At 70.9% G+C, this 16088-nt stretch carries 18 protein-coding genes and 1 pseudogene; 12 read left to right on the forward strand and 7 right to left on the reverse strand.

Translation table 11 applies throughout. The annotated features are described in order from the left end of the window. Positions 1 to 12: 12 nt before the first annotated feature. Both ABT127_RS30700 and ABT127_RS30705 read right to left on the reverse strand, forming a co-directional pair. Positions 13 to 1323 (reverse strand): DUF6271 family protein, encoded by a 1311-nt coding sequence (locus ABT127_RS30700; RefSeq protein ID WP_351457011.1) that lies wholly within the window; start codon positions 1321 to 1323, stop codon positions 13 to 15. Continuing rightward, positions 1305 to 2387: a phytanoyl-CoA dioxygenase family protein gene (locus tag ABT127_RS30705; protein ID WP_351457014.1), complete on the reverse strand. Its 1083-nt coding sequence runs from the start codon at positions 2385 to 2387 to the stop codon at positions 1305 to 1307. Before ABT127_RS30705 ends, ABT127_RS30700 begins: the two co-directional genes overlap by 19 nt. 356 nt (positions 2388 to 2743) lie before the next feature. On the opposite strand from ABT127_RS30705, the gene ABT127_RS30710 reads away from it, so the two are divergent. The 6 genes from ABT127_RS30710 (at position 2744) to ABT127_RS30735 (ending at position 6123) form a co-directional block, all read left to right on the forward strand. Then, positions 2744 to 3631 (forward strand): aminoacyl--tRNA ligase-related protein, encoded by an 888-nt coding sequence (locus tag ABT127_RS30710; protein WP_351457017.1) that lies wholly within the window; start codon positions 2744 to 2746, stop codon positions 3629 to 3631. 15 nt (positions 3632 to 3646) lie between these two features. Continuing rightward, complete coding sequence (locus tag ABT127_RS30715) at positions 3647 to 3889, forward strand: acyl carrier protein (RefSeq protein WP_351457020.1); 243 nt, start codon at positions 3647 to 3649, stop codon at positions 3887 to 3889. Next, positions 3886 to 4557 carry a 4'-phosphopantetheinyl transferase family protein gene (locus ABT127_RS30720; protein ID WP_351457023.1) on the forward strand — a complete coding sequence of 224 codons (672 nt, stop codon included), beginning with the start codon at positions 3886 to 3888 and terminating at the stop codon, positions 4555 to 4557. Before ABT127_RS30715 ends, ABT127_RS30720 begins: the two co-directional genes overlap by 4 nt. Positions 4558 to 4604: 47 nt before the next feature. Next, the gene (locus ABT127_RS30725; protein WP_351457025.1) at positions 4605 to 4979 is read left to right on the forward strand and encodes a hypothetical protein; all 375 of its coding nucleotides are present in this window, start codon (positions 4605 to 4607) and stop codon (positions 4977 to 4979) included. 235 nt (positions 4980 to 5214) lie between these two features. Beyond that, complete coding sequence (locus ABT127_RS30730) at positions 5215 to 5682, forward strand: hypothetical protein (protein ID WP_351457028.1); 468 nt, start codon at positions 5215 to 5217, stop codon at positions 5680 to 5682. A 126-nt stretch (positions 5683 to 5808) separates the two neighbouring features. Then, the gene (locus ABT127_RS30735; protein ID WP_351457031.1) at positions 5809 to 6123 is read left to right on the forward strand and encodes a hypothetical protein; all 315 of its coding nucleotides are present in this window, start codon (positions 5809 to 5811) and stop codon (positions 6121 to 6123) included. 49 nt (positions 6124 to 6172) lie between these two features. Here ABT127_RS30735 and ABT127_RS30740 read toward each other — a convergent pair whose 3' ends face one another. Beyond that, positions 6173 to 6793 (reverse strand): TetR/AcrR family transcriptional regulator, encoded by a 621-nt coding sequence (locus ABT127_RS30740; RefSeq protein ID WP_351457034.1) that lies wholly within the window; start codon positions 6791 to 6793, stop codon positions 6173 to 6175. Positions 6794 to 6896: 103 nt separating this feature from the next. Between ABT127_RS30740 and ABT127_RS30745 the strand changes: the two genes are divergently transcribed. Together ABT127_RS30745 and ABT127_RS30750 are read left to right on the forward strand one after the other, a co-directional pair. Further along, entirely contained in the window at positions 6897 to 7889 is a 993-nt protein-coding gene (locus ABT127_RS30745) for a 4,5-dihydroxyphthalate decarboxylase (RefSeq protein ID WP_351457037.1), read from the forward strand. 133 nt (positions 7890 to 8022) lie between these two features. Next, a pseudogene (locus ABT127_RS30750) lies at positions 8023 to 8178 on the forward strand (DUF5713 family protein); the annotation flags it as partial. A gap of 52 nt (positions 8179 to 8230) precedes the next feature. Here ABT127_RS30750 and ABT127_RS30755 read toward each other — a convergent pair. The 3 genes from ABT127_RS30755 to ABT127_RS30765 all read right to left on the reverse strand — a co-directional run bounded on the left by ABT127_RS30755 (position 8231) and on the right by ABT127_RS30765 (position 10786). Beyond that, complete coding sequence (locus tag ABT127_RS30755) at positions 8231 to 8644, reverse strand: ATP-binding protein (protein ID WP_351457040.1); 414 nt, start codon at positions 8642 to 8644, stop codon at positions 8231 to 8233. A 163-nt stretch (positions 8645 to 8807) separates the two neighbouring features. After that, a complete protein-coding gene (locus ABT127_RS30760) occupies positions 8808 to 9554 on the reverse strand; it encodes a phosphotransferase family protein (RefSeq protein WP_351457043.1) in 747 nt (248 codons plus the stop codon). 101 nt (positions 9555 to 9655) lie between these two features. Further along, the gene (locus tag ABT127_RS30765; protein WP_351457046.1) at positions 9656 to 10786 is read right to left on the reverse strand and encodes an oxygenase MpaB family protein; all 1131 of its coding nucleotides are present in this window, start codon (positions 10784 to 10786) and stop codon (positions 9656 to 9658) included. 281 nt (positions 10787 to 11067) lie between these two features. Between ABT127_RS30765 and ABT127_RS30770 the strand changes: the two genes are divergently transcribed. From ABT127_RS30770 to ABT127_RS30780, 3 genes are all read left to right on the forward strand, one after another. Further along, entirely contained in the window at positions 11068 to 11634 is a 567-nt protein-coding gene (locus ABT127_RS30770) for a TetR/AcrR family transcriptional regulator (protein WP_351457049.1), read from the forward strand. Positions 11635 to 11730: 96 nt separating this feature from the next. Continuing rightward, entirely contained in the window at positions 11731 to 12690 is a 960-nt protein-coding gene (locus ABT127_RS30775) for a hypothetical protein (protein WP_351457052.1), read from the forward strand. Positions 12691 to 12850: 160 nt separating this feature from the next. After that, complete coding sequence (locus tag ABT127_RS30780; protein WP_351457055.1) at positions 12851 to 14626, forward strand: subtype B tannase; 1776 nt, start codon at positions 12851 to 12853, stop codon at positions 14624 to 14626. Between the two features lie 100 nt (positions 14627 to 14726). Here the strand turns inward: ABT127_RS30780 and ABT127_RS30785 are convergent, their stop codons facing one another. Further along, entirely contained in the window at positions 14727 to 15035 is a 309-nt protein-coding gene (locus ABT127_RS30785; RefSeq protein ID WP_351457108.1) for a DUF8827 family protein, read from the reverse strand. Positions 15036 to 15507: 472 nt separating this feature from the next. On the opposite strand from ABT127_RS30785, the gene ABT127_RS30790 reads away from it, so the two are divergent. After that, a complete protein-coding gene (locus ABT127_RS30790) occupies positions 15508 to 16071 on the forward strand; it encodes a DUF4760 domain-containing protein (protein ID WP_351457058.1) in 564 nt (187 codons plus the stop codon). The last annotated feature ends 17 nt before the right edge of the window (positions 16072 to 16088 follow it).

The raw sequence follows: 16088 nt of genomic DNA on the forward strand, positions 1-16088 counted from the left end.
AAGTGCCTTCCGTCATCGTGCGCTCACCGTCGCCCGGGCGCGGGCGGCGCGGATCAGCGCGGGCCACGCGTCCAGCAGGAACGCGAAGTCCGCCATGTCGGTGCGCGCCTCGGCGAGCAGCAGGTCCCGGCGGGCCGCCAGCAGGTCGGCAGCGTCCGCCCAGCGTCCGCCGAGTTCCCGGAGGACGGCGTCGAGGGTGTCCAGCCGGTGGGCGTCCCCGGGGCGCGGGTCGGCGGCGCTGAGGCGCACCTGGTCGGCGACGGCGGCGGTCCGGACCCGCCCGTCCCCGTCGAGCAGGTCCGGGCCCGCGGCCGCGAGGGCGGTGTGGATTGCGTGGAGTCGGGGCACGGCCAGGAAGTACTTGGCGAGCCTGACCTGATAGGCGAGGAACGCCTCGTCGGTGCGCCGGTCCGACGTGTGGTGGTTGACGATGTGCCGGTTGTGCAGCACACCGGGCAGGGCGGCGTCGTGCACCACGTGCAGCAGGAAGTAGTCGCTGCCGACGGTGTCCCTGGCCGGGGGCAGGGGGACGCGCGTGTACACCGCGCGGGACAGGGCGATGTTGCACATGTCGACGCGGGTGGGCGGAACGCTGGTGAGGGTGGTGCGGTCCCCGGTGAACGGCGTGGTGCCGCCGCCGCGGAAGGACTCGGTCGCGAGCGTGGCACGCCACAGCGCCGGATAGTCGTCGGGCACGGTGAGGGTGAGGATCCGCTCGTAGGCGGCGGGGTCGCGCTGCCGTATCCCGTCGAGGTCGACGGACATCTCGCCGATGAACGATCCGCCCACCAGGGCGACTTGGCGGTCTCGTGTGTCGGGGCGGAGTCTGCGGGCCGACACCCGCTCCGCGGCCTCGGACGCCGCGGCGTCGAGGAAGGCCAGCTCCTGCCGGATCGGGAAGACGGTCTCGCCGGCGTGTTCCTGGTAGCCGCTGTCGGAGTCCCTGCGGTGCACCGAGGCGCAGCCGAGTGTCTCCGCGACGAGGAACGCGCGGTCGGTACAGGCGCCGTACGAGACTCCGGCGGGCAGCAGCAGTTCCAGCAGCCGGTCGGCGTCGGTGGGCGCGGCGGTGGCGGCGAGGTCCCGCAGCAGGACGCGTTGTGCCTGTTCGTCGAGGTGGTGGACGACGACGCCCGGTGCCGGTGCCAGGTTCTCGACGACCGCGCGGTGTTCGGCGCGCGCGGCGGCGGAGGCGGAGTCCAGGACGAGGACGTGCACCTCGACGCCGAAGGCGCGGGCCCCGTGGGCCGCTTCCCGGGCGATGCCGTCGATGGCCGGGGCGCAGGGCCGGTCGGTGGGGAGGGTCAGGCAGATGCGGCGCACGCGCTCTCCTCGGCGTGGGCGGCCGGAGCCGGCTCGTGCCAGGACGTGAGCCCGAGCAGGCGGCGTCCGAGGTCGTCGAGTTCGGCGGTCGGATAGCGCTGGGACTCGTGCCGTACGGGGTCGCCGACGAGGGTGCGGTTCCAGCGCGGGGTGCGCAGGTGACGCCAGGACTCGACGCGGGAGGTGCGCAGCCGGTCGTGTTCCTCCAGCGCGGGCATCATCGAGAGGTACTGCACCGCCCGCACGCCGTTCTCGGAGGTGTTGCGGGCCACGCCGTGCGCGAGGAGCCCGTTCCAGATGAGCAGGTCCCCCGGGTGCAGTTCGGGCCGCACGACGGGGAACGCGTCGCGGTCGGCGTCCGGGCGGAGCGGGTCGCGGTCCGCGGGCTGGAGCGGTGCCCACCGGTCGAAGTGGTTGAAGAGTTCGGGGTTGCACTGGAAGCCGCCGGTCTCGGGGCCGGTGTCATTGAGGGCGATGATGCCCTGCACCCGCTGCGGAGGGACCCCGAGGGTGGTGTCGATGTCCCAGTGCAGTTCGATGTCGAATCCGCGGTCGGTGGGATCGATCAGGGCGCGGTCGCGATTGCCGCGGTTGGGCGGGTTGAGGTTCAGCCGGTCGAGGGTGACCCAGAGCTCCTCGCTGTCCCACACGTCGACGAAGGCGTCGTACACCCGGCTGTTCTGGCGGCTGTCCCAGAGCAGTTGGTGGTGGTAGGCCTCCACGAAGCCGTAGATGTGCAGCTGCCGGTCGAGCTGGGAGCGCCAGGGCCGGTCCTCGAACCAGGTGTGCGGGCGGTCGGGGTCGAGCCCCTGGAACTCCCAGGTGAAGTCGAGCAGTCGGCGGGCGGAGGCGGCCGGGATCGCTTCGCGGACGATGACGTAGCCGTAGCTCTGCCAGTGGGCGAACTGCTCGGCGGAGAGCACCCGCAGCGGACGGGTCTTGTCGAGTTCGCGCAGGGTGGTCTGGGCGAGGTAGGACTCGCCGTCGGCGCTGAAGTAGGGCCGGTCGGTGGCGGCGCGGTACAGGCGGGGTCGGCGGGAGCGGGCGGGCGCTGTGGTGGGCATCGTGGTCCTTCGGCGACGTCCGACGGTTCGACTGGGCGCGCACACGGCACGGCCGTGACGGCGCTCCGCTCCGCCGTCAGCCCGGTGGGAGAAGCGGGACGAAGGAGCGCTCGAACACTGGTCTAGACCGCGTGCGCTGTCAAGTCCCTGCATTTAAAAGCCTTTTGAGCCGCAGAAAGCGGCATTCAAGCCACCGGGGGGCACGATGGCCCTATGGTCTAGACAAATTCCGCGGGAGCGCTCTACTGTCCACAACTCGACGCCGTGACCGCGCTCTTGACGGCACACCACCGTCGGTTCGCCCCCGCATGTCCCGGCTTCTCCGCGCCCCGCCCATTTCCCAGGAAGCGGTTTGCATGAACACCTCCACCCGGCCGTTGCCACAGCTGCGCGGCCCCGGCGCCGGACTGCTCGCGCTCGACCCCGTGCACACGGCTCTCCTGCGCGGCCTGGACGCTCTTCTGCTGGGCCTCGCCGAGCGGATGGCGGCCCCGGAGTGCCTCGGCCCTCCGCTGCTGCCGGCCGCGGGCCTCGCGCGCCTGGACTACTTCCGCAACTTCCCGCATCTGGGCGTTCCCGCGGGCCGGTTCGACCCGGAGGGGCTCGACGCGCTGGCCGACGGCGGACCGCCGGTGGACGCCGCGCTGCGGGCGACCGGACACCTGCTGCCCTCCGCCACCTGTTACGGCCTGCTGCTGTCGCTGGAGGGGCAGGACGTCGGCGAGGAGGGGCTGCGCCTGTCCGCCACGGGCCGTTGCTTCCGCAACGAGACCCACTACGACGGACTGCGCAGACTCCACGGCTTCCACATGCGCGAGGTGCTGTACCTGGGCACCAAGGACGGCTGCGTCGAACATCTCGACCGGGGCGCGGAGTTCGTCACGGACCTGGCCGAGCGGCTCGGTCTCGGGCTGACCCGCGCGGCGGCGGACGATCCGTTCTACGACCGGCAGGGCTCCCGGGCCCGGCTGATGGCCCTGGATCCCGTCAAGCACGAGTACAGCGTCTCCGACGGCACGGCCATCGCCTCGGTGAACCGGCACCGCAACTTCTTCGGTGAGCGCCTCGGCATCAGCGCCGGTACGCACGGCAGCGCGTTCAGCGCCTGCGTCGCCTTCGGCGTCGAGCGCTGGGTCCACGCGATGATCCTCACGCACGGGTCCGCCGAGAACGCCCTCGACGTGCTCGACCGCGTCCGGCGCGACGCCGGCGCCTCCGACTCCCCCACCCGTTCCGCACAGTAAGGACCGCGCACCGCCATGGAATCCGTGATCGAGTGGATCCACGAGAAGAACCCCGGGCTCGAAGGGGGCATCGCTCCCGACGAGGACCTCATCGAGGCCCGGCTGATCGACTCGATGGACTTCCTCGAGTTCATCGACCTGCTCGAATCGATCAGCGGCGAGACGATCGACCTCCAGACGTCGACCATCGACGACTTCCGCACGCTCGACAGAATCCGCGAGCGGTTCCTCAGCACGTCGGGCACCGCCCCGGCGTGAGCACGCGTACGGGCGGGCCCGCGTCCCGGCGGGCCGGCGCGCCGGCGCTCGTGGTGCTCGCCCGCACCGCCGAGGTGCTGGCCTCCCCCGCCGCGGACGAGCGCACGCTCGCCGACTGGGAGCGGAGCCGGCTCGCACGCGCACGGGTCCCGGCCCGCCGCGACGACGTGCTGGCGGCCCGCCTGCTGCTGCGCTGGTGCGCCGCCCGGGTCACCGGAAGCCCGGCGGCCGAGGTGGAGCTGCGCCAGCACTGCCCCGACTGCGACCGCGCCGGCCACGGCAGGCCCTTCCTCCGGGCCCACCCGTGGCTGGGGGTCAGCGCGAGTCACGCGGAGGGGCTGGTCGCGGCCGCCGTGGGGCACGGCCGGGTGGGCGTCGACGTCGAGCCGTACGACCGCGTCCCGCCCGATCCCGAGCTGATGCGACGGCGCTTCCCCGCGCTCTCCCCGGGGCACCACCCGCCCGCGTCCGACGACCTGACCCTCTGGGTGCGGGCGGAGGCCCGTTTCAAGGCGGGCGACGCCGCTCAGCCGGTGCACTCCTGGCACGACACGTCCCGCGCGGCCCGCGCCGCGGTGTCCTGCGCCGGTCCGTGGCGCCTGGCCGAAGCCTCCGATCTGGCGCCCTTACGGCGTTTGAACTGCGCGGTCGAGGTCACGAGTGGCTGAGGACCGTCCGTCCGCCGGAGTGCGGATACGGAGACTGAGGAGAAGGCATGACACCCCTGCCCGTCGATCATCCGCTCACCGGGCGCCCGGCTGACGCCGCGCAAGCGAAGGAAGCACTGGGCCGCCTGCTCGACAGCATGCCGTCCTGCTCCCCGTCGGCCCGCTCCGATGCCCTGCTCACGGTCTCGGAACTCATCCTCGCGGCTCAGCGGCACGGCATCGACGTGGCCGCCGTGACGGCCCGCGCCGGTGACGACTGGGTCGACCTGGACATCGCCTACGAGCCGCAACCCCAGGGCGAGGTCGAGGCGGCGCTCACGGACGGCTGGGCCTGGACGATCGCCGCCTCGGTCGCGGACAAGCTGGACGTGTCCTCCTCCTCGTCCGAGGGTCTACGGGTGCGCCTGCTGCTCCGCGTGTGACGCTCTTCGGTCCCCGGTCCACAGCGGATCGGCCACTCCCCCATGCCGGTCCACGCCCTCGGCGGCCGGACCGCGCCCTCGGCGCGAAGCTCTGAGTTTGCTCAATCTTCGAAGCCGTCGGGCGCCGGGAGACGATCTCTGTGCTTCGATCCGGGCATCACGTGGATCCAGGGGGGACTCCGCGGCCAGAAGCGGAACCGAAGCTCGGTGACGGCTCCGCCGGAAAGGTGCGTTCATGCTCCGACGAAACGCCATCACTGTTCTGTTCCTGTTGTCCGCCACAGCCTGCACCTCGGTCGAAGCGGGAAGCAGCGGCACGGAGACACCGGACGCGTCCACGACGCCGACCGCGACGGCCCGGCCGGCCGACAAGGGCATCAGGACATCGGCCTGGGTCCGGAACCAGGTCCACGGCAAGGAGAAGAAGCTGCTGCTGCCGGTCGTCTCCGGCAGTCAGGAGACGACTCTGGGACCCTTCTCTCCGTCCTCGGGCGCCTACACGGTGATCGCGGAATGCAAGGGCGACGGCTCGGTGAGCATCGACACCGACCCCGCCGAGAAGCCGGAGAAGGTCCGGTGCGGAGTGTCCACAGTGGGCCTGGTTTTCGTCGAGACCGGCAAGCCCCAGACCATGACCGTCACACCGTCCGAAGGCGTCGGCACGTGGACGATCGCCGTCCTGGACGGCAGACACAGCGCCTGAACCCGCTCGCCTGCGTTGCGCCCTGCGGCTACCGGTCGCCCGTCGGCAGCCGTGGGGGATGCATCCGGGCGAGCGAGTCCGCCCGGCCGCTGGTTCACGGGCGCGCGCCCGCGGAATACGACCCAGGTGAATCGACGCACCGAACCCGAACACACCCCGGACGGCCACTTCGTCGTGATCCGCGGACGCAGGTGGCGGGCCACCGATCCGTCCGTACCCGACGACGCCGCGGCCCGGCTGCGATCCCACCTCATGGCCGCTCGCCGGGCGGTGGGGGTCGCCCTCCGCCAGAAGGACGCCGCAGCGGAACGCGTCTCGCGCGAGCGCGTCAACACCGCGAAGGTCGCCCTCGGCGAGCGGGGCGCCCCACCGTGGTGGGAGCAGGACGAGGCGGCCCGTCGACGACGCTGGGAGGACGGACTGCGTCAGCTCGATTCGTGACTCCTCGCCAGGCCCCCCTTCCGCCGCCCCCGACAGCTTCGGACAGCGTTCACGGGTGATGCAGCAGGGCCCGGATGTCAGCGCCGTACCGCGCCGTGTCCGTCAGGCCGAAGGCGACGCGCTGGAGCAGGAATCCGTGGAGCAGGCCCATCACCACACGGGCCGCGTGATCGGGCCGGACGGCCGGTGGAACGGCGCCGGCGGCCCGGCCCCGCTCGATGGCTCCCGCGATGCTGCGGCGCACGGAGTCAAAACCCTCGACGGCCGGCGACCGCACCGCCTCGTTGCGCAGCATCTCCGACCAGGTCTGCACGGCACAGCGCAGCAGTTCGTCGACCGGCACCTCGTGGCCGGCGGCGTCACGCACGGTTTCCACGGCCAGCGCATCGAGTGCGGCGACCGTCAGATCGGCGACGGAAGCGGGACCCGCCTCGGCGGCCAGCCTCTCGACCGGGCCGAAGATCAGCCGGAAGGCGTCACCGGCGATGGCGAGGACGATCTGGTCCTTGCTCTCGAAGTACCGGTACGGCGCGCCCTGGGACACACCGGCCTCCGCCGCGATGTCGGGCATCGACGTCTGGTGGAAGCCGTCGCGCGAGAAGCAGCGGCGCGCCGCTGCCACGATCTCCGCACGCTTGGCCTCGCGACGCTCGGGTGTCAGGCGTGGCACGAGTGAACCCCTCTCAACGCGAATGGTCTTTCACCTTGACGGGCATCACCCGCAGTTCTACCTTAAAAGTGAAAGCTCATTCACGGAAGTGAGGGATTCCCTGATGAGTACGGACCTTCGTGTCGCCGCCTACACCTACGAGCACACCGAGGCGCTGCTCGACGGCCGTGTGCCGATCGACGGGGCGAACGCCACCTTCGAGACGGCGTCACTCGTGTCGGACATCTTCCGGCGCACTGCCGAGGGGCACTACGACGTCGCCGAGTACGGCCTCACCTACTTCCTGCGCACCTTCGACCTCGAGGAGTCGCCCTTCCTCGCGCTGCCGATCTTCCCCAACCGCAATTTCCGGCACTCGGCCGTCTTCGTGAACACGGGGGCGGGCATCGAGAAGCCGCAGGACCTCGCCGGGAAGACGATCGGCGAGTTCGCGATGTTCGGGCACGACCCCGGTGTGTGGATGAAGGGCATCTTCTCCGACGAGTACGGCCTGCGGCCCGATCGGTCCCGCTGGGTCATCGGGGGAACGAACCATCCCGTCCCCGCCTTCGACTGGATACCGCAGCCCGTGCCGGAGGGAGTGGACGTACGGCACGCGGCCGAGGGCGAGACCCTGGGTGCAATGCTCGAGTCCGGTGAGATCGACGCGCTGATCTCGGTCGACGTCCCCCGGTCCCTGATCGACGGCTCACCGAAGATCGCCCGGTTGTTCCCCGCGTACGAGACCGTGGAGCGCGACTACTACCGGCGCACCGGCATCTTTCCCGCCATGCACGTCGTCGCCGTCCCCCGGGAGCTTGCGCAGCAGGCCGATCTGATGGCCTCGGTCTACCGCGCCTTCTGCGAGGCCAAGGAGATCGCCCAGCAGAAGTACCGCCACGGAGCAATCAAGCAGCACATGGAGGTCGTCACTCCCTGGTTCAGCAGCCTCTTCGAGCAGAACCGTGCGCTTCTGGGCGAGGACTGGTGGCCCTACGGTCTCGGGGCGAACCGCAAGGTCCTCGACACGTTTCTCCGCTACCACCATGAACAGGGGCTGTCGAAGAGCCTGTTGACGAGCGAGGACATCATCGTCCCGTCGCTGCTGGACACCTGAGTGACAAGGCGCATGCCCGAGCGTGCGGCAGACGACGGGCGCCGCCGTTTCAGGCCGTGGCGCGAAGATCGGCGGCGCTGAGGCCCGCTGTCAGTGGCTGGAGGCATGAGCGGGGCGTCAGTCCGTCCACGGGGAGTTCAACCTCCTGGAGACCGAGTTCGATGCGGCGGGGAGCGAGATCGAGACGGTCGCACGCGAGGAGATCGCCGAGGACTTCTGGTTCCTCGCGTCGGCCTACGGGTTCACGGAGGCAGACGTGGAGGAGATGATCGCCACCAGGGACTGGTGAGCGTCCGAGCGCATGCTGCCGCCCGGATCCCGCGCCGAACGGTGCCGAGGGTTCACCCGTCGGTCTTCTCCGGCCGGAAGCAGGCCGTGACGTCCTTGCCGCGGGGGCACTCGTGGGCGTGCCAGGTGTCCGCGAGCGCGTCGATGAGCAGCAGCCCGCGCCCGCCGGTCGACTCCTCGTCGCTCTCACGCGGTCTGGGCATCCGCGGACTGTTGTCGTGCACGGTGACGTGCAGGCACTCGCCGTCCCAGGCCAGGACCAGCTGAGCGGTGCTGCGCGCATGGACGTGCGTGTTCGTGACGAGTTCCGAGACCGTCAGCAGCACGGCGTCGACCGTCTCCGGCGCACTGCGGGACCACTCCAGGTCCTCCACGTGCGAGCGCGTCCAGTCACGCGCCGCCTTGACACCGCTGCTGATCGGCAACGAGCGCGCCCACCCCACAGCCCTGAGCGAAGAGTCCGCCACGACAACCACCTTTCCCTGTCCCCTGTCTCGTGCCCCGGATCGGCCCGAGCACCACGGCAAGGGGGCAACTGATTGACGTCGGGGCCACCGGCCGGGCGAGCAGGCCCGGCGGAGCCCGCACTCACCCGCAGGCGCTGCCGGCTCTCAGCGACAGGACCGCGCCTCACATCCGGGATCTCAGCACGTCGACCTCGCAGCCCGGTGCGAAGGGGTCGAAGCCGTGGTCGATCAGCCAGCGAACCGCCAGCAGGCTGCGCAACGACCACCACGCACGGATCACCTCGAGGTCGATGCCGGTGCCGTAGCCGGCGATGACGTCGTCGAGGCGCTCCTCGTGTCCGAGTGTGAACGTGGCGAGGTCGTACAGGGCGTCGCCCCTGCCCGCCTCGGACCAGTCGATGATGCCCGTGACCTCGTCGCCGTCGACGAAGACGTGCGCGATCTGCAGGTCGCCATGGGTGAACGCCGGAGTCCACGGCCGGAGTGCGGCCTCGGCGACCTGGCGGTTGCGGCCGACCAGGTCCGCGGGCAGGACTCCGTTCGTCACGAGCAGCTCGCACTCGTCGTCGAGTTCCGCCGCCAGGGCGCCGCTGCTCCGGCCTGCCCGGCCCGGCCAGGGCGGCGGCGGTGCGTCGTGCAGCTTTCTGATGGCGGCACCCGCCGCGGCCCATGCCGCCGGCGACCCGGTCGACGGCCCGCCGAGCCGTCCGAGCGTCGTCCCCGGAAGCGCGGCGATCGCGAGCACGGGCGGCTTGCGCCACAGGACCTCCGGAGTCGGGACCGGCGCCAGGGACATCGCCTCGACCTCGACGTCGATGCGCGCCTGATCGGCGTCCACCTTCAGGAACACATCGCCGACGCGCAGGGTCGCGCGCTCGGAATGGGCGACGACGACGTTGACTTCATCCATGGGCGACCAGTATCCCGGGGAAGATCGCCGGCGTCGCCGGGTTTTCGCAGGCTCGGCACGTCCGCCGACCGCGTCTCCGGGTGCTCTTCCTGGCTCTCGCGTCACACGTCGAACGGCGCGACGTCCGGCGTGTGTTCGTGGAAGTGGCGCCGCAGGTGCCGGTCGATGAAGCGTTCCCCGCGGCGCTGCAAATGTGCGCGGCCCGCCTCGGTGCGGCCGAGTATCCGGTAGCGCAGGAGATTGGCCACCATGAGCGGCGGGACCGCCCAGGGCAGCGCGGGCGGCAGGCCGAGGTCGCGCAGACCTCGACGGCCCAGGAAGTAGCGCAGCATGCTCAGCAGCCGGGCCCGGGCGTAGGCCCGGCGCACACGGGCGAAGTGGGTGAAGTGCAGCTGGCGTTGGGCCTCGACCAGGGCACCCGCCAGCGGCGGCCCTGCTGTTCCCCCGTAGCTCTGGGTGAGCAGCAGGTGGTAGTTCAGGCGGTGTTGCTGCCACTCGTGGTCGAAGAGCCAGTCCTCGTCCACGCCCAGCAGATGGCCCACGTACTTCCACAGGTGCATGACCGCGCGTGATTCGGCGCGGGTCACGCGCACGCCGAGGAGGCGGACGCCGAGCAGTTGGACGGCGTTGAACAGGCCCAGGGTGGCGGCGAGGTCGGATCTGTTGACCGGCAGGCCGAAGCGTCCGGTGTCCCATCCCCCACTGTGCTCGAACCGGTGGTTGACCAGGGCGTGCATGAGGCGGACGTGCACCGTGAGACGGAAGCCCTCCCCGTCGCGGCGCAGGGCGCCCGGCGCGGTGACGGCGGTCGCCCAGTGCTGTGTCTCGGCGATCCGGCGCAGCGCGGAGCCGCCGACCAGCCCGCCGGTCCCGACCAGCAGGCGCGGCGGTCCGTCGAACCGGTAGGAGCCGATCAGCGCGAGTTGCAGCATCACGTCGGCGGTGTTGCGACCGAACCGGCGGGACACCCGGGCGCCCTCCTCGACCAGGTCGAAGTCCACCCAGTCGGGGACCGTTTCGACCGCGGCGAAGAAGTCCCGCAGGGCGCGAGGGGCCTCGGGCACCGCGTCGACGCCCTCCCGGAGCGCGCGCCGGACCTGCTTCATCGTCGCCGTGCCGGGCCGCCCGGTGTCGCGCAGCGACGCCGCCAGGGCCGCGCCGAGTTCGTCGCGCGCGGTGAGCCGTTCGCCGATGGTGGCGAGGAGCCGCTCGTCGACGCGGCCGCGGCTCACCCGCAGCAGACGCAGAGGCCTTCCCAGGCGGCGGTTGAGGCGTTCCGTCTCGCGGAAGCGCCGGGGGTACGGGGACGGAGGCGTCCTCGTTCGATGTGGCTCGACCGAGGCATCTCGTACTGAAGGCTCGTGTGCGACCATGAGTCGATGCTGACGGTCACTCATATTCGTGTTCAACTCGCCTTCTGATGCCCAGGTCATCGCCGGGAAGCGACGACCGGCACGCGCCGGTCACTCGCGTCTCGGCACGCAGGGTTCCGCGTCAGGAGCGGTCGCGGGCGATGGTGGAACGCATCCTGGAAGCGGGCGAGCAGGTCCTGGCCGAGCACGGCTACGAGGGTGCGTCGACCAGCCGCATCGCGACAGCCGCCGGGATCAGCCCCGGCTCGCTGTACCAGTACTTCCCGCACAAGGACGCGATCGTCCTGGCCGTGCTGGAGCGCTACAGCGATCAGCTGGTGGCGGGGATCACCGCCCAGATGACGGGCCAGTTCGAGCAGCCCGCGCCGGTCATCGTCCGGGCCACCCTCGCCACGCTGCTCGACGGCCTGGACGTCGAGCAGCCGTTCCTGCGGGCGGCCGTCGTGCACGGCCCCCAGCTGGACGACGGTCGCGCCCTGCGGATGTTCGAGGACCGCGTCGGCGAGCTGGTCCTCGCCTATCTCACCACCCGGCGCGACGAACTGCGCCCCGACCTCTCCCTGCCCGCGGCGGCGTGGATGCTGGTCCGCACGGTCGAGCACCTCACGGTCCGCTACCTGCTGGACCGTCCCCCCATCCAGCGGGACCGCTTCCTTCACGAACTGACCGAGCTGACGCTCAACTACCTGCGACCGGCCGCGGCTTGACCTCGCGGCCCCCGAGGCCGTCGCCACGGGTTCCGTGCGGGGTCCGGGTGTCCGGCAGGATGTCCTGACAGATCAGTACGCGAGGGGACGTCAGCAGTGAGCAGCAACCATCCGGGCCCGTACGCCGGCCCACCCCAGCAGCCCGGCCCCTACGGCGTGCAGCAGCCGGGGCCGTACGGACCGCCGCCGGGACAGCCAGGTCCGTACGGTCCCCCCGGACAACCTGGCCCGTACGGGCAGCCCGGACACCCCGCACCGTACGCGCCGCCCGGACAGCCGGGGCCGTTCGGACCACCGCAGCAGGGCGGCTGGGGGTGGCCACCGCAGCAGGGCGGGCAGCCTCCGCAGCGCAGCGGTGCGGGGAAGAAGGCCGGGATCGTCGTCGGCGTGGCCGTGGCGCTGGCCGCGATCGGGGGCACCCTGTTCTGGTACATCGGCTCGAAGGGCGTCAAGGACGACGGCCCGCACAAGCTGACCGCGCCGTCGACGACGTCGTTCGGCACGTACTTCCGGTACGGCGACAAGTCCGACCCCACCCTCACGGGCGCGGACACCCAGGAGCTGGAGGAGATCGGCATCGAGAACCCCGAGCCGGTCGTCGCGAGCTACTACGAGGAGTATCTCGGCAACCTCGACGGCTCCGACCCGGACGAGGTCCAGGACCGGCTGCGGAGCGCGCGGAACCACGCACGGTTCACGGTCTCGGGCGCCTACGGAAAGATCGCCGACCCCAAGCTGGCACTGATCCAGTACTTCGCGAAGACGCGGGACCACCTCACCACCGCGTCGCAGAAGGGCAGCGCCCGCATCTTCACCATGCTGGGGGTCGCCGAGGAGACAGAGGCGGACTCGCTCGACGGCGCGGTGATGATGTGCGCCGACCTCGACATCGACAACTACGAGACGAGCGAGGACAGCAGGACGACCGTGTGCGGGTGGGCCGACTACTCGACCATCGGGCTGGTCACTCCGTACAACGGCATTCTCGGCCTGACCACGCCGGAGGCGGCGGAGCTAACGGGCAAGGTCCGCGGCGATCTGCGGGTCGCGGGCTGACGTCTGCCCGGTGGCGCCCGAGGGCCCTGGAGGTCTCGACCGTCATCGTCAACAAAAATGTCTGCACGATCGCTGGGCAGATTGTTGACAGTCTCGTAGCGTGTGCGACGCCTCGGTCCTGAGGCGTCGCACACGACTCGGCACGCGATGAGGAGACTCCATGCAGCGACTCTCGGCTCCCGTGGGACACACCGCCGTTCGCCCCACGGGACGTCCGGCCCCCGGACGCCTGCTGCGAGGTCTGGCGCTCGTCGGCTCGCTCGCCCTGACGGCGGTCGCGACGCCGGTGTCCTTCGCGGCCGCGCCCGCCGCCTCGTTCGAGCGGGACCGGACCAGGGATCCGCAGGACGCCTCGCTGGCGTTCGACCGGAGCGCCTACACGACGATCACCGTCACGGTCGACGGCCGGCCCGTGAACGTACGCCGGTACAAGGAGATCTGCTACGTCGCCGACCCGGTCGCCGCCGCGCCGCAGCAGCCGGGGATGGGTGGGAGCACCACCATCGACAACACCCGTTGCGGCTACGAGAGCATGAACGTGTTCGTGCCCGAGAGCGCCTTCGGCGATCAGCGCGCGCCGATCTACTTCGCGGTGCACAACGCGGGCTGGATGGCCAGTTACGTCAAGGCGAGCGTCACCGCCGGGGCCGCCTACGACAGTGCGACGAGCAATGTGGGCGCCGCGCTGAAGGCCGGTTACGTCTTCGTGGACGTAGCGAACCGCAGCCGCGGGCTGGTCGGTGCGGACGGTTCGTCACCGGGCAAGGCACCGGCCGCCGCGGTCGACGCGAAGGGGGCAGTGCGCTACCTGCGGCTCAACGACGCCTCGATGCCGGGCAGCGCCGAGCGGATCGTCGTCAACGGCACCAGCGGCGGCGGCGCGCTCTCCTCCGTCCTGGGCGCGTCCGGCAACGACAGCGCGTACGACCCCTATCTCTCGGCGATCGGTGCCGCCGGGATCGACTCCAAGGGGCGCAGCACCCTGCGCGACGACGTGTTCGCGGTGAACGCGTACTGCCCGATCACCGATCTCGGCAACGCGGACGCCGCCTACGAGTGGCTCTACAACGTCCTGGGCACCCGGGCCGCGACCGGCTCCTCCGCGCACGTGGCGGACGCGGCGGCGATCGCGGCCGCGTTCCCGGCGTACGAGAAGAGTCTGGGCCTGCGCGATCCGGACGGCTCGAAACTGACGGCCGCCACCATGCTCGCCACCCTCAAGAAGGAGGTCGTCCGATCGGCGCAGACGTACCTCGACGCCGACCCGGCCCACTCGATCCCGGCCCTCGGCGAGAACTTCGTCATCGTCTCCGGCGGCCCCGGTGGATCCACCACGAAGTCGTACGTCAATGACTGGCTGGACGTCGACAACGCCACGAACACGGTGCGTTCGCTCGACCTGACGAAGTACCTGACGTTCGTCGCCACCCAGGCCGCGCTGAAGACGACGCCCGCCTTCGACGCCGTGGGCGTGTACGGCAACACCACGAGCGGCACCGAGACCAACCTGTTCGGCCCGTACACCCAGAAGTACCTGAACTACACCGAGTTCGGCTGGGACCACAACGACGTCGCGGGCGACGGCAGCGGCCTGGACGACACCGGGCTGACCTGGAAGCAGTACGTCGCCAGGAAGGGCACCGCCGTCGACGACCAGCTCCACCTCATCGACCCGATGGACTTCATCGGGTCCAGGGACGCCGACACGGCGCCGAACTGGTACGTCCGCAACGGCACCCGGGACCGCGACACCTCGTTCGTCGTCGGCATCAACCTGGACCGTGCACTGGAGGCGGATCCGCAGGTCCGGGACGTGAACTTCCAGCTGGCCTGGAACCAGCCGCACGCGGGCAACTACGACGTGCCGGAGGCCATGGCCTGGATCGCCGAGGTCGTCGGGCGGGCCGGTGACCCGCAGGGCTCAGGGCGCCGCTGAGCCTCTCAACCCGCCGTCCGGCGACGGGAGGGACGACGCACCGACCGCACGCGTCACGGTCCATGAAGGGCAGTACCGGACAGGATCGTGACAGGCTCGTTCACAGCGCCATTCCGTAGACGATGGTGAACAGCGTGCCGAGCGAGCCGATGATGAACACCCCTGTCAGCCCGGCGATGATGAGCCCCTTGCCCTGCTCCGCGCTGAACGTGTCGCGCAGCGCCGTCGCGCCGACGCGCTGCTTGGCGGCGCCCCAGATCGCGATCGCCAGACAGAGCAGGATCGCCACGGCCATCACGACCTGGACCATGGTCTTGGCCTCGGTCCCGAGGGAGCCGAAAGGCCCCCAGTCAGGGGCGATTCCCCCGATGATCGTGTTGATGTCGCCCTTCTCGGCCGCGAACAGCATGGCGTCCTCCGCATGGTTGGTGACGTCGTGACCTTCATCGTGCCCATTCGACGCCAAGTTGGCGACGGATTCCACCACTCGGTCCGCGTCCGTGCCCTCGGCAGACCGGCCGCGACGCCGCGCCGTGCCATCTACGAAACGGTGTCCCACAGCGGCATCAGGCCCCGGCCCTCATCGGTCGGGGCCCCGCTACGGATTTCCCCGGCGAGGAGGCGGACGCACTGCCCACCGGCTCTCACTCCGAACCGGGCATTCAAGAGCAGTCCGCGCCAAGAGTGTGACACTTGAACGCTGCCGCCCGCAGGGCAGGGGCGGCCACGCGCTCCGGGGCGTTTCCGGCCAGGGCGGACGGGAAATGCACGGCGGTACGAAGGCCGCCGCCCCACCGTCGGCCCTGGCGCTTCCCACCCAGCAGCGACACGCGACCGCACCACCAGTGCGGTCCCGGCGCTCGGAAGATCCGGAGCCCTAGGTGAGCCCGTCCACGCTCTTCAACGTTCTCGCCGTCGCCGTGTCCCTGGCCGCACTCCTGGCCACGCTGTGGCTCGGAGCCCGTCAGGTGCAGTCGGCACGGCACGCCAACCACCTCCCGGCGCTGATGGACCTGCTCGCGGAGTTCCGCTCGGCCCGGCTCCACGAGCAGTACGCGTACGTGTGCAGTCGGCTGGCAGTGGAGCACGATCCCGCGTCGGGTCTGCGCGCGCTGCCCTACGAGGTGCGCGAGACCGTCTACAACGTCGCCTACTTCTTCCAGACCTTCGCCGCCCTCTACGCGATGGGCATCATCGACGAGCCGACCGCGACCATGATGGTCCGGCGCCGGTCCGCCACCGTCTGGGCGGCGCTGCGCCCCTTCGTGGAGCGTGAGCGCAGCTTCCCGGACGTCGACCCGAACCTGCTCTCGGTCCTGGAGGCGTACGCCGAGCTCTCGTCGGACTTCGAGGGCCCGCCCGCCGCCGACCTGATCCGCGCACGGCACCGGGCGGCCCGTCACCGGCGCTGGAGACGTCTTGTCCCCCGGCATCACCCGCGTTGACGAGCCACCGGACACGG

Source organism: Streptomyces sp. NPDC001904 (assembly GCF_040297005.1).
Taxonomy (GTDB): Bacteria; Actinomycetota; Actinomycetes; order Streptomycetales; family Streptomycetaceae; genus Streptomyces.

Bases quoted from the DNA above. Each gene is read 5' to 3' on its own strand.
- ABT127_RS30705 (WP_351457014.1), bottom strand. From the start codon at position 2,387: ATGCCCACCACAGCGCCCGCCCGCTCCCGCCGACCCCGCCTGTACCGC.
- ABT127_RS30770 (WP_351457049.1), top strand. From the start codon at position 11,068: ATGGTGGAACGCATCCTGGAAGCGGGCGAGCAGGTCCTGGCCGAGCAC.
- ABT127_RS30715 (WP_351457020.1), top strand. From the start codon at position 3,647: ATGGAATCCGTGATCGAGTGGATCCACGAGAAGAACCCCGGGCTCGAA.
- ABT127_RS30785 (WP_351457108.1), bottom strand. From the start codon at position 15,035: ATGCTGTTCGCGGCCGAGAAGGGCGACATCAACACGATCATCGGGGGA.
- ABT127_RS30725 (WP_351457025.1), top strand. From the start codon at position 4,605: ATGACACCCCTGCCCGTCGATCATCCGCTCACCGGGCGCCCGGCTGAC.
- ABT127_RS30780 (WP_351457055.1), top strand. From the start codon at position 12,851: ATGCAGCGACTCTCGGCTCCCGTGGGACACACCGCCGTTCGCCCCACG.
- ABT127_RS30760 (WP_351457043.1), bottom strand. From the start codon at position 9,554: ATGGATGAAGTCAACGTCGTCGTCGCCCATTCCGAGCGCGCGACCCTG.
- ABT127_RS30745 (WP_351457037.1), top strand. From the start codon at position 6,897: ATGAGTACGGACCTTCGTGTCGCCGCCTACACCTACGAGCACACCGAG.
- ABT127_RS30730 (WP_351457028.1), top strand. From the start codon at position 5,215: ATGCTCCGACGAAACGCCATCACTGTTCTGTTCCTGTTGTCCGCCACA.
- ABT127_RS30710 (WP_351457017.1), top strand. From the start codon at position 2,744: ATGAACACCTCCACCCGGCCGTTGCCACAGCTGCGCGGCCCCGGCGCC.